Below are 350 nucleotides of genomic sequence, written 5' to 3'. Positions count from 1 at the left end.
TCTTTTACCCTTACTGGTACTTCGACTTCATCTTCCGTTCCATCTGGATAATGAACTAACGCTACTCCTGGATGACTTCCTGGTGTATTCACAACTGGAGTTTCTTTCCATGTGACGGTTGTGCCTTCTGGTAAGCCTGTTTTGTTTACACTTGTTTCTGGATCTGGCACATGTCCATTGTCTACGGTTTGCGCAATACCAGTTGGGCTGTATTCATCATTTTGTGGAGTTACGTTTACCGTTACCGTCACTTCTTCCGTACTATGGTCTGGATAGGTGATTAATACTTTTCCTGTCTTACTTCCTGGTTTACTTGTGTCTGGTTGTTCTGACCAGCTATAGTTTGTTCC

The 350-nt window shown here is 43.1% G+C and carries 1 protein-coding gene; it reads right to left on the bottom strand.

The genetic code is table 11. The features are described from left to right. Window positions 1-350, bottom strand: a 350-nt coding sequence (locus OCF95_RS09770) for a Rib/alpha-like domain-containing protein (RefSeq protein WP_261105338.1), incomplete at both ends; no start/stop codon positions are given.

The organism is Streptococcus mitis, assembly GCF_946188615.1.
GTDB lineage: Bacteria > Bacillota > Bacilli > Lactobacillales > Streptococcaceae > Streptococcus > Streptococcus mitis_BZ.
This window is presented reverse-complemented; position numbering and strand designations above follow the sequence as displayed.